The 11,955-nt window shown below is 49.3% G+C and carries 9 protein-coding genes; 8 read left to right on the top strand and 1 reads right to left on the bottom strand.

Annotated features, from left to right (window positions below; translation table 11 throughout):
- Window positions 1-311 precede the first annotated feature (311 nt).
- On the bottom strand, window positions 312-1,253 hold the full coding sequence (locus AC3G2T_RS21255; RefSeq protein ID WP_474681130.1) for an ABC transporter substrate-binding protein: 942 nt from the start codon (window positions 1,251-1,253) through the stop codon (window positions 312-314).
- Window positions 1,254-1,497: 244 nt separating this feature from the next.
- On the opposite strand from AC3G2T_RS21255, the gene AC3G2T_RS21250 reads away from it, so the two are divergent.
- The 8 genes from AC3G2T_RS21250 to AC3G2T_RS21215 all read left to right on the top strand — a co-directional run bounded on the left by AC3G2T_RS21250 (window position 1,498) and on the right by AC3G2T_RS21215 (window position 11,947).
- Window positions 1,498-3,279 carry a sensor histidine kinase gene (locus AC3G2T_RS21250; protein WP_488436798.1) on the top strand — a complete coding sequence of 594 codons (1,782 nt, stop codon included), beginning with the start codon at window positions 1,498-1,500 and terminating at the stop codon, window positions 3,277-3,279.
- Window positions 3,254-4,879 carry a response regulator gene (locus AC3G2T_RS21245; RefSeq protein WP_488436797.1) on the top strand — a complete coding sequence of 542 codons (1,626 nt, stop codon included), beginning with the start codon at window positions 3,254-3,256 and terminating at the stop codon, window positions 4,877-4,879. Before AC3G2T_RS21250 ends, AC3G2T_RS21245 begins: the two co-directional genes overlap by 26 nt.
- A 187-nt stretch (window positions 4,880-5,066) precedes the next feature.
- Window positions 5,067-5,936 carry an ABC transporter permease gene (locus AC3G2T_RS21240; RefSeq protein WP_488436808.1) on the top strand — a complete coding sequence of 290 codons (870 nt, stop codon included), beginning with the start codon at window positions 5,067-5,069 and terminating at the stop codon, window positions 5,934-5,936.
- 14 nt (window positions 5,937-5,950) lie between these two features.
- Window positions 5,951-6,841 (top strand): carbohydrate ABC transporter permease, encoded by an 891-nt coding sequence (locus AC3G2T_RS21235; protein WP_488436796.1) that lies wholly within the window; start codon window positions 5,951-5,953, stop codon window positions 6,839-6,841.
- A gap of 64 nt (window positions 6,842-6,905) precedes the next feature.
- Window positions 6,906-8,447, top strand: a complete 1,542-nt coding sequence (locus AC3G2T_RS21230; protein ID WP_474681126.1) for an ABC transporter substrate-binding protein — start codon at window positions 6,906-6,908, stop codon at window positions 8,445-8,447.
- Window positions 8,448-8,520: 73 nt separating this feature from the next.
- Window positions 8,521-9,348 (top strand): sugar phosphate isomerase/epimerase family protein, encoded by an 828-nt coding sequence (locus tag AC3G2T_RS21225; RefSeq protein ID WP_488436795.1) that lies wholly within the window; start codon window positions 8,521-8,523, stop codon window positions 9,346-9,348.
- Between the two features lie 125 nt (window positions 9,349-9,473).
- On the top strand, window positions 9,474-10,508 hold the full coding sequence (locus AC3G2T_RS21220; RefSeq protein ID WP_474681124.1) for a LacI family DNA-binding transcriptional regulator: 1,035 nt from the start codon (window positions 9,474-9,476) through the stop codon (window positions 10,506-10,508).
- A gap of 176 nt (window positions 10,509-10,684) precedes the next feature.
- The gene (locus tag AC3G2T_RS21215; RefSeq protein WP_474681123.1) at window positions 10,685-11,947 is read left to right on the top strand and encodes an ABC transporter substrate-binding protein; all 1,263 of its coding nucleotides are present in this window, start codon (window positions 10,685-10,687) and stop codon (window positions 11,945-11,947) included.
- Window positions 11,948-11,955 lie beyond the last annotated feature (8 nt).

Raw genomic sequence — 11,955 nt, 5'->3', positions numbered from 1 at the left:
TGTTTTCTGTTATAGTTGCCATGAGTAGGGTTCCTTTCTTGGTGACTTTAGCCATCCCGAGAATACCCTACTTTTTTGCTGTCTGGAAGACTCCAGATCTTGGTACACAAACTATTGTACGCCATCGTTGCAGGCCCTCCGACGTGCAAAAACCTGCACTTTTGCAGGTTTTTGCGTGCGCCGCCTAAGGCGCACAACCCAGTCGGACGCGATGCCTGACTGGGCTTTCCACGCGCCGCCAAAGGCGCACAGCCCAGTCGGTCGCAAAGCCCGACAGCGCTTTCCGCGCGCCGCTCCCCCTCGACATCCCTTTATCTCGCCGTGAGCTTGACGATATCGTCCATCACTCTTTCGCCGGCTATGACGCCGTTGTACAGCCAGCTGCTGTTGGAGTCGACTTCGTAAATATGTCCCGATTGTACGGCGGGGATGTTTTTCCACAGCGGATCTTCCAAATTGCCCGAGAGCCCTTTGTCGCTGTTGACCAGAAAAATGTAGTCTGCGTCCAGTTGGGCGAGCTTCTCCAGCGATATCGCGACCCAGTTCGCTTTGGCATCCGGCAGCACCGCAACGATGTTGGGCGTTTGCAATCCCAATTCTCCGTAAACGACAGCGCCGCTGGCTACTTTACCGTTGACGACATAAAAGTTTTTATTCGTCAGCCACAAAATGGCGACTTTTTTCTCGCCGATGGACTTCTGCAGCTTTTCTTTTGTTTCTTTGAGCTTTTGATCGTACTGCTCAAGTGCGCGGTTGGCTTCGGCCGTTTTGTTCAAAAGCTCGCCCATTTTCAGCAGCGTTTTCCGATAATCGCCGATAAGCTCTGTACCCAGCACATAGGTTGGGGCGATTTTCGAATAATGTTCATAGAGACCGTTCTCGACTGCAGATTCAGGCCCCATGATCAAAAGATCGGGGTTATAGCTGAGCACAGTCTCAGGCGGAAGTGTAGAAGGGATGGCGGGAATTCCGTCCAGCTGCGTTCGCAAATATTCCTGCACGTTTCCTCCTTTTACCGACCATTGCGCCACGGGTTTAATGCCCAGAGTTAGCAAAGGATCTTCCAAATAGGAGGCGATGATGCGCTGCGGATTGGCAGGGATGGCGACTTCATGGTTCATGCTGTCTTTGACCGTTTTGCCGGCTGCCTGGTCTCCCGCTTTTCCGCAGCCTGAAGCGATAAGCGCGACGGCGCAAAATACGATGGCGCAAAAAGAAAGGCGTGACGCTGTTGGTTTCTTTCGATAAAACATGATAACCTCCCGAATAATTTCGTAAATTGGAACCTGAAATTGTAAATGTCCACCCTTTCCATATTATTGATTATGAGAATCATTGTCAACGAATCGACCAATCCGGCGAAGCGTGCGCGGGATAGCGGGAGCTCCGTCAACCCGGGTTTTCATAGCAGAATTCCTGCAATGCGTTAGTTGTGGTGCGAATAGTTCAATCATGATAACATGGAATCAAAGAAATGAAAGGGGGCGCAAATCAACCGTGCAATCAGGCAAACGGCCGCTGCTCAAGTCGCTTCGCTTTAAGCTGGTTTTCGGCTTATTTTTGATCGTCGTCCCGCTCATCGTTGTTATGATTTACAACAATTTGTACGCGATTAAAGTCGTACGCAATCAGGTCGCCCAATCGAACAAAAATTTAATCAGCCTGTACATGGGCCAAATCGACCGCAATCTGGATGAGGTGGACAAATATTTGTTCAACGTCGCCGCACAGGAAACCGGCCTGCTCGTCCTGGATGTGCAGAGGACGCAAAATGACGACCGCTATTATTTCACAAAAATTCAATTGAATAACAAACTGTTAAAAGACCTTCCGAACTACAAATCGATGGAAATGTTTTTTGTTTACTCGGAGCCGAATCAGGATTTATTGACCGTCATGAGCGATCAAGTCAACTATGGCAGGCAGGAAGCGATTGAAAGCAGCATCAATCAAATGTTTCAGGATCAGCTCAGCGGCGCCAACCAAATAAACTTGAAAGAATGGTTCATTCACAAGCTTGGAGATCAATATTTTTTGACTCGCGTGATCAAATATGGGAACGTTTATATCGGAGCCTGGGGCGACGCAACCGAATTAATGGTACCGCTTAATTTGGTTGATTTGGGTGTAAACGGCAAATCGATGCTGGTCACGGATACATTCGAAGCGATGGCTAACCAGCCTTTCGTGCAAAAAAACCGGATCGATTTGAACTACGTCGGCAAGGACTACAAGCTGACAGGAGCCAATGGAAAATTTTTGGTAGTCGGGGAAAAGTCGGCGAAAGGGCGGTTCAGCTTGGCGGCCGTCATTCCGGACAGCGTCATTTTGGAAAATCTCCCGTTCCTTCGGAACATCGTCGCTTTCATATTAATCGGTTCGCTTGTTCTGCTGCCGTTTATTCTATATGTTTTGAGAACCATTATTTTAGTTCCGATTAACCGGATCATGATGGCCATGCGAAGAATCGAAGACGGGAATTTGGATGTGCGCATCACTTACCGTCCGTCAGTCATTGAATTCGAGACGATGAACCAGTCGTTTAACCGGATGATATCGCAAATCCAGGAATTGAAAATCAACGTTCTGGAAGAGCAGTTGAACCATCAGAAGGCCGAGCTGAAGCATTTGCAGCTGCAAATCAATCCGCATTTCTTTTTAAATTCGCTGAACATTATTTATAATTTGGCGCAGGTGAAAGATTTCGCCCTGATTCAGGAGATGGCGCTTTGCCTCGTGCAATATTTCCGTTTTATGTTCCGCAGCAACCTGGCGTTCGTGGCGCTGAAGGATGAGATTCAGCATACGCTGAACTATTGTCGCATCCAGGAGATGCGCTTTCCTGCGAATTTAACTCACGACCTGTCCGTATCAGACGAATTGCTGGAAGGGCTTGTTCCTCCGCTTGTGATCCAAACTTTTGTGGAAAATTCGATCAAACATGCCGTCAGCATGGACAGGCAGGTTCATATCGGGATCACGATTGAGGCCAGAGGGGACGAAAAGATCCAAATTTGCATCCGGGATACGGGCAAAGGATTCCCCAAGGAAGTTTTGGCGCAGCTGCAGACGGAGACGGAAAATTGCGACGGGGAAGGCTACCGCATCGGAATCTGGAATGTGCAGCGCAGATTGCGTCTGCTGTACGGGGATGAGGCGCAGATTGCGTTCTCCAACGACGCCGGTCAAGGGGCGGTTATCGAAATTCTCATTCCGTTTTTTAAGAAGGAAGTCAATGAAGGGGGCAGAGCCGATGCTACATTTGCTGGTCGTGGATGATGAAATTCATGCCGTGCGGGGGATCAAGGCAGGGGTAGAGTGGGAGCAGCTCGGATTTTCAAACGTTCATGAAGCGTTCAACATCCGACAGGCGAAAGAAATTTTTGCCGCTCAAAGGATCGATATTTTGATTTGCGATATTGAAATGCCGGAAGGCGACGGGTTTCAGCTGCTGGAATGGGTCAAAGAGCATTTCCCGGAAACCGAGGCGATTTTTTTAACCTGTCACGCTGATTTCGGGTACGCGCAAAAGGCGATTCAACTGGGAAGCCTGGATTACATGCTGAAGCCGGTCCGTTTTCCGGATTTGGAAAAAGCGGTGCGAAAAGCGATCTGCAAATTGGAAAAAGAAAGGGAGCTCATCCGGTTCAACGAGACCTACAGGCATTATTACCAGCTGTGGGAGTCGTATCAGCCCATGTTTATGGAGCGCTTTTGGCAGGAGCTGATCAACCGGTCGATTCCATCGCGCAGAGATCAAATCGGGCAAATTTTGGTGAAGCACAACATTCCCTACAGCGATACGATGCTGTTTTTGCCGATATTGATCAGCGTGCAGCGCTGGCACAAGAAGCTGACTTTGCGGGAAGAAAAAATTATGGAGTACGCCCTGCGCAACTCGCTCGAAGAGCTGATCGCAATCAAAAAATCGCAAGGCCAAATCGTCCAGGTTAAAAGCGGTGCATTGCTTGCGATCCTTACGGCAGACGCTGCGGGCGGGATGGATAACGAGAAGCTGCGCAGCGACCTGCAGTCGTATATTGAAGCTTGCAATGCTTACTTTTTTTGCGACATTTGCTGTTATATCGGCAGCTCCGTGCATATCGAGGGGACGCTTGGCGCGTTCGAAGCGCTGGTTGAGATGGAATCCCGTAACGTCACGCTGTCGAACAAAGTTTTTTTCTTGAGCGGGCAAAAACGGAGCTATGACACGATTCCGCTGCCGCAAATGAACGGCTGGGCCGAAATGCTCAAGCAGGGGTGCAAAAAGCAGCTGATCGAAGAGATCGATCAGTATTTGGACGCCATGAAGCGGATGGAAAGTCTAGACGCCAAATTGCTGCGCAGATTTTACGAGGACTTTCTGCAAATGCTTTATCATGTTTTGCACTATAAAGGGCTGCGGGCGCATCAGGTGTTTTCCGAGGCACTGTTGTCCGTACAAGCTTCCGCCACTACGCGTTCTGTGGCCGATCTGCGGCAGTGGGCCGGATCGCTGATCGAAGAAGCGGCCGGCCGTATTCATACCGCCGATGAGGGGCAGTCCGTCGTAGACAAAGTGAAGCAGTATATTACCCGGCACATATACGAAGACATTTCGCGCGAGGATATCGCAGGCCATGTGAATTTGAACCCGGACTATTTGACGAGAATGTTCAAAAAAGAAATCGGTTTGACGATTTCCGAATACGTCCTCCAGGAAAGGGTGGAGATCGCCAAAGAAATGCTGGCCAAAACGGATGTCCCGATTGGCAGCATTGCCGCTTCGGTGGGCTACAGCAACTTTTCCCATTTCTCGAAAATGTTTAAAAAGGCGATGGAAATGAATCCGCAGGATTACCGGAAATTGTTTCAGACTCCCAAGTCGGAAATGTGGTAACGGGAAGTCGGGAAACAGGTAGAAGACCGGACGAAAGCCGTATATGATGGGAATATAACCGAAGAGGAGGAACGATATGGGGACAACCACAACGGCTATTTCAGCATCGGCAGCAGAGGTCGCGGTTACGAAATCGGCAGCGAGAAAAAAACTGAAAAAAATATGGAGGTATGCCCCGTTGTTCGTCATGGTGCTGCCTGAATTGATTTATTTGATCATAAACAACTATTTGCCGATGCTCGGCTTGGTGATTGCGTTCAAAGACATCAATTTTACGAAAGGAATATGGGCAAGCGAATGGGTCGGATTTAAAAATTTCGAGTATTTGTTTAAAACTTCCGATGCAATGATCATTACCCGCAATACGCTTCTGTATAATTCGGCTTTTATTGTCATCAACCTGATCATCGCCGTCGGCGTCGCCATTTTGCTCAATGAAGTGCGCAAAAAATGGTTCGCCCGGTTTTATCAAAGCATCATTCTCATTCCGTATTTGATTTCCATGGTTATCGTCGGCTATTTGGTGCTTGCCATGCTGAGTGGTGAAACCGGTTACATTAACAAGCACCTGCTGCCTTTGTTTGGCTTGGACGCAATTTCATGGTACAGCGAGCCGAAATATTGGCCGTACATTTTGATCTTTGTGAACATCTGGAAGCACGTAGGTTATTTATGCGTCATTTATTTGGCGGCGATTATCGGAATCGATCCCGAGTATTACGAGGCAGCCACCATCGACGGAGCGAGCAAATGGCAGCAGATCACCAACATTACCATACCTTTAATAACGCCGGTTATCGTGATCATGACGCTGCTGCAAATCGGGCGCATTTTTTACTCGGAATTCGGCTTGTTTTATCAAGTGCCGCTTGATACCGGAGCGCTCTTTCCGACAACGAATGTCATCGATACGTACGTATACCGGGCTTTGCTGAGACTGGGGGATATCGGCATGTCTTCGGCGGCGGGCTTGTACCAATCCGTGGTCGGATTCATACTCGTCCTTATTTCGAACTACGTGGTGAGCAAGCGAAACCGGGATAACGCATTGTTTTAAAAGGGGGGATCGATTTGAAAATCAGACAAGGACTGTACCAATCGTTCATTCATGTGTTTTTCATTGGCATTGTGTGCCTTTGCCTGCTTCCGTTTTTTCTGCTCGTGATTACGTCTTTTACCGATGAAACGACGATTGTGCAAGAGGGGTATTCGTTTTTTCCGAGCAAACTGAGCCTTTCCGCGTATCAATTTTTGTGGAACGACGCTTCGAACATTTTTCGCGCTTACGGCATTACCATATTCGTGACGATTGTCGGCACGTTTGTCGGGCTGTCAATTACAGCTTTGTGCGCCTATCCGCTGTCCAGAAAAGATATGCTGATGCGCAAGCCGCTTTCGTTTATCGTGTTTTTCACCCTGCTGTTTAACGGCGGACTGGTTCCGACTTACCTGGTGTACACCCAATTGTTCGATATGAAAAACACGCTGCTGGCTTTAATCATTCCCGGCCTGCTGTCCAACGGATTTTTCGTTCTTATTATGCGAACTTTTTTTATGAGTTCGATTCCGGCGCCGGTTATTGAATCGGCCTCGATCGATGGAGCCGGGGAATTTAAAATCTTTTTCCAAATCGTGCTTCCGCTTTCTCTCCCGATTTTGGCGACTGTCGGTTTGATGCAAACGATCGGCTACTGGAACGATTGGTTCAACGGTTTAATTTATATTACCGACAGCGATTTGTTCAGCTTGCAAAATTTATTGAACCGGATTTTGCTGAATGCGCAATTTTTATCTAACGGTGCGCTGAGCCAAACGACGGAACTTGCCGAAAGCAGCAAAATTCCGATGGAATCGGTTCGGATGGCTATGGCGGTAATCGGAACTGTTCCGCTGCTGTGCGCGTATCCTTTTTTTCAAAAATATTTCGTAAAAGGTCTCGTCATCGGGGCGGTCAAAGGCTAGGCTATACTCGGCGGCTGCCGGTTGGCATACAGTACAGCTATATATTCAAAAGGGAGGTTATCACATGAACAAGAAGCGGAAGGGCATCCAATCTGCGCTGGCAGGAATGATGACGGTTTCACTGCTGCTGACGGCTTGCGGAGGCGGCGGTGCGGGAAGCTCCACGGCGGCCAAGCCGCAAAGCGAGGCAGGGGGAACCGCGACGGCCAAGTCGGATTTAAAGCCTTATGAGCTGACGATCGCCTACTACAAGGTGGGGAACACGAAAGATTCGCAGGAAGTCCAGGATGCCGTCAACAAGTTGACCAAAGCGAAAATTAACGCCACTGTTAAATTCGTTCCGATCGATCCTGCGGCATATTCCCAGCAAATCAATCTGATGCTTGCCAGCAATGAAAATTTGGATCTGCTGGTCACCTTGACGTCTTTGGGCTACGGCACGCAGGCGGCCAAAGGGCAGCTTGTTCCGCTGGAAGACCTGCTTAAGAAATACGGGCCGGATATCGCCAAGGTCGTCACGCCGGATATTCAAAAAGCGACTACGACGAGCGGCAAGCTGTACGGCGTACCGAGCGTTCGGGACTGGGCCGCAGACTACGGCGTTCTGATGCGCAAAGATATCGTCGATAAATACAAGATCGATCTGAGCAAAATCAAAACCTTCGACGATCTGGATGCCGTTTTCAAAATCATCAAGGATAACGAGCCGAATATGGCGGCTATTATTCCGGAAGGGGCGGGCAATTCGATTGTTGCGGCCATCGCTCCGGGATTCATGGACCCTTTGAACGACGACAACGGCGTTTTGCCCGATCATGACAATAACTTGAAAGTAGTCAACTGGTTCGAATCGAAGCAGTATGCGGATTTGCTGAAAATGGTCAGAAGATGGTATACGGAAGGATACGTTCCGAAAGATATCGCGACGAATAAGCTCCGTCCGGAAGAACTGGTGAAGGCCGGCAAAGCTTTTGCGTTCGTGGCGCATATGAAACCCGGCTATGAAGCCAAGGAAGCGATTTCGACAGGAACGCCGATGGTGGCGGCCCGCATTATCTCGCCGGTTACCTCAACTTCGTCGATCGCCAACGTCATGTTCAGCATCGCCAAAAACTCGAAGGACCCGGAGAGGGCGATGATGTTCCTCAACCTGCTCTACTCTGACAAAGATTTGGTCAATTTGATCGACTATGGCATCGAAGGCAAGCACTATGTCAAAAAAGGTGACCTGATCGGCTTCCCGAACGGCGTAGATGCGCAAAATGCGACCTACAGCCCGAATCACGGCTGGGAATGGGGCAACCAGTTCCTCTCCTACGTGTGGGATAACGATGATCCGAACGTTTGGAAAAAACAGGAGGAATTCAATAAATCGTCCAAAAAATCAAAAGCGCTCGGCTTCAGCTTCACGGTCGACCCGGTTAAGACGGAAGTGGCCGCCGTGCAAAGCGTGAAAGATCAATTTAAAGTAGGGCTGGAAACCGGAACGCTGGACCCGGACAAAAACTTGCCGGAATTCATCAGCAAACTGAAAGCTTCGGGCATCGACAAAATTATCGCCGAGAAGCAAAAACAGCTTGATGAATGGGCGAAAACGAATAAATAATAGATGAAGGGGGCCGACCGCTTGAGCGATTCAAACGGTCGGCCATAACCTATGTATTGAAGGAGAGTGTACGATGAGAAAAATGGGTATAGGCGTGCAATTGTTCACGCTGCGCAACGAAACGGCTGCCGATTTTCCCGGAACGCTGCACCGGGTAGCCGAGGTCGGGTACGAAGGCGTGGAATTCGCCGGATACGGCGGGATTGCCGCCGGGGAGATGAAACGGTTTTTGCAGGAAACGGGGCTCCAGGCGATCGGCAGCCATGTCGGTCTGCAAAATTTGCGCAACCAGCTGCAAACTGAAATCGATTATTTGCTTGAAATCGGTGGCAAATATTTGATCTGTCCGAGCATCGATGTAGAGAAACGCCAATCGCCGGACGACTGGAAACGTATGTTCGCTTTCTTCGAAGAAGTCGGAGCCGAAGCAAGCAAGCATGGTCTTACGTTCGCGTATCATAATCACGCGTTTGAATTCGATGTTCAAGTCGACGGCCAATTTGCCTTCGACGCCTTGTACGCGGCGCTCCCCCCGGAATTGCTGCAAATGGAAATGGACGTATGCTGGCTGGCTTTTGCCGGGAAGGACACGCTCGGCTATATGGCGAAATATGCCGGCAGGCTGCCGCTTCTGCACCTCAAGGACTATTCCAGGGATGAAGAAGCGATTGAAGCTATGAATCAAATGTTTGCCAAACAGTTCGGTTCGCACAATTTCAAGTACCAAATGGCGACTCTGGAGCTCGGGCAAGGGGAAGTTCCGCTCGCGGACGTTATTGCTGCGGCACCCGCTGCAGGCGTGGAGTGGCTCATTGTGGAGCAGGATATGTGCCTCCGCAATCCCCCGCTGCAAAGCGTCGCCAACAGCATGAGCTGGCTGAAGCAAAAATATACAAAATGATGTGCGTATATCAAAACATCTGAAAACACATCATGAAACCGTTGACATCATAATTGTGCCTTGATATGATAGTCACGTAAATTAGCAGCGGCAAAAAAATTATGATGTTAGGCAGAGGTTGTGAGATGGATCAAAGCAAACGGTTAACGATCAAGGAAATGGCGGAGCAGATCGGCGTTTCTGTCGCCACGCTTGACCGTGTGTTGAACAACAGGGGCAATGTCAAACCCAAAACGTTTCAAATGGTTATGGACAAAATCAAGGAGCTGAACTACACGCCGAACAAATCGGCCAGTTTCTTGTCCCGCAAGAACGAATATGCCATGGCTATCGTCTTTCCGGAGCTTCCCGAATACTTTTGGACCCAGGTCGAAAAAGGCGTGCAAATCGCCATAGACGAATTCCGCGATTACGGTCTGCATGTACATATTGTCCGTTCCGAAAAATACGATTTGGAGCAGCAAAAGAAAACGGTCCGCCAGCTCATCGATTCCGGACGGTTCGACGCGCTCGCGTTATCTCCCAATGACCCGCAGGAAATGGCCGATATTATTGACTACGGGGTGGATCAGGGCATTGCGATTTGCACCTTTAACAGCGATTCTCCTTTAAGCAAGCGGCTGTTTTATGTCGGATGCGACTATCGGATCGCGGGCCGTCTGGCGGCAGACGTGCTTTGCAAATTCATCGGCGCAAAGACGAAAGTCGGTCTGATCATGTCCTACACCAACTTTCAAATGCAGCAAAAGATTACCGGATTCCGCGAGGTTGTGGCCGATTACGATCATATCGAACTGATCGGTCCGCTGAAACTGCAGCAGGAAGATTATGAATCGCTCGACACATTTATCGATTACTTTCAACAGGTTGACGGCATTTACGTATCAAGTGCGAAGCTTCATGTAGTCGCCGGGCATTTGGCCGATGCGAATTTGGCGAAGCCGGTTGCTTTGATCGGTCATGACATGAATGAAGACATTTATCGATATATGAGAAAAGGCATCGTTACCGCAACCATTTGTCAGGACCCGGTAAATCAGGGGTATCTTACGGTCAAGTCGATGTTTGACTATCTGGTTTCCGGTTACAAAGTGAATGTGAAAGAGAACATCACCAAGTTGGAATTGGCCACAAAAGAGAATGCGCGTTATTACATTTGATCTTTATCAAAGAAATAACGCATTTTTTTGCACTAAAATGATTAACGTACATCATTTATTGAAGGGTTTTTTGATGAATTAAATAGGCTATCGGCATACTGCTGTGCATCCGTTTACATTTCCGGGGACGGATCTCAGCTTTGCATATTAATCGACTTGACTAGGGGGAACGAACAATGTTTAAACATGTAAGAGCTGTTATGGTTGCGATGTCTGCGCTTGTAGCGCTGACGACGGCATGTGCGCCCAAAACGGAAACAGGCGATGCGTCCAAATCTGCGCAAGGTACGGCGGCACCGGGCGAGAAAGTTACGATTCAATGGTGGGATTCGATGACCAGCGAAGCTACGCAAGGCGCTTTAAAGAAAACGATAGCTGATTACGAGGCTGCCCATCCGAATGTTAAAATCGAGCGGACGTTTATTTCCTTCGCCGATATCAAAAACAAGCTGCTGCTCGGAGCTGCGGGCAACCAGGTTCCCGATATCGTATGGATCGACAATCCGGATCACCAGGCCTTCGCCGCAGCGGGTATCCTTGCGGATATAACGAAGGAAGTTCAGCAGTGGGGCCAAGCCGATAAATATTTCACGGGGCCGTGGTCCTCGACGATTTACAAAGGCAAAAATTACGGCGTACCCGTCGGCAGCAACGATCTGGCGCTTTACTACAACGTAGATATGCTGAAAGCGGCCGGAGTCAATCCGCCGAAAACTTGGGATGAGCTCAAGGAAGCGGCTAAAAAGCTGACGAAACCGGATGTATACGGCTTTGCAATGACGGCTGTCAAAACGGAAGAGGGCACGTTCCAATTCCTGCCTCTCATGTATCAGTCGGGTTCCGACATCCCTAACTTTAACAGCGCGGGCACGATCGAAGCGGCCACGCTGATGAAGGATATGATTGTTAACGGTTACATGTCCAAAGAAGTCATGAACCAGAAGCAATCCGATACCGTCGTGCAGTTCTCCACAGGCAAAGTTGCCATGATGATCAACGGTCCATGGCAAATCCCGCTGCTCCGAAAAGAAGGCAAAGTGAATTGGGATGTCGTCGAGCTTCCGGCCAACAAGCAGGGAGGAACGATTCTCGGCGGTGAAAACTGGGCGATTACTGCCGCTTCCAAGCATAAAGACGTCGCATTTGACATCATCAAGTTTGCCAATGAGCCCGACCGTCTGAAGGAGTTCACGAAAGCGGCGGGCCGTCTGCCAAGCCGCGAAGATTACCTGATGGATCCTTACTGGCAAAACGACAAGCAGTTGAAAGTATTCGCGGATGCCATGAAAGTGGCCAAGGCCAGAGCTTACGGGCCGAACTATCCGAAAATTTCGGAAGCGATTCAACTGATGATGCAGGAGGTCATCACAGGCGCCAAAACGCCGGAAGCGGCAGTGAAAGATGCCGATGCCAAAATAAAACCACAGCTTGGACAATAGGGGGGAGA

Source organism: Paenibacillus sp. sgz302191 (assembly GCF_057749925.1).
Note: the sequence above shows the minus strand (reverse complement) of the source record. Positions and strands in the feature narration are given on the sequence as shown.

What these genes read in the sequence shown, in the direction of transcription:
- AC3G2T_RS21255 (WP_474681130.1), bottom strand. Translation starts at nt 1,253, where the DNA reads ATGTTTTATCGAAAGAAACCAACAGCGTCACGCCTTTCTTTTTGCGCC.
- AC3G2T_RS21245 (WP_488436797.1), top strand. Translation starts at nt 3,254, where the DNA reads ATGCTACATTTGCTGGTCGTGGATGATGAAATTCATGCCGTGCGGGGG.
- AC3G2T_RS21240 (WP_488436808.1), top strand. Translation starts at nt 5,067, where the DNA reads ATGGTGCTGCCTGAATTGATTTATTTGATCATAAACAACTATTTGCCG.
- AC3G2T_RS21230 (WP_474681126.1), top strand. Translation starts at nt 6,906, where the DNA reads ATGAACAAGAAGCGGAAGGGCATCCAATCTGCGCTGGCAGGAATGATG.
- AC3G2T_RS21225 (WP_488436795.1), top strand. Translation starts at nt 8,521, where the DNA reads ATGAGAAAAATGGGTATAGGCGTGCAATTGTTCACGCTGCGCAACGAA.
- AC3G2T_RS21220 (WP_474681124.1), top strand. Translation starts at nt 9,474, where the DNA reads ATGGATCAAAGCAAACGGTTAACGATCAAGGAAATGGCGGAGCAGATC.
- AC3G2T_RS21215 (WP_474681123.1), top strand. Translation starts at nt 10,685, where the DNA reads ATGTTTAAACATGTAAGAGCTGTTATGGTTGCGATGTCTGCGCTTGTA.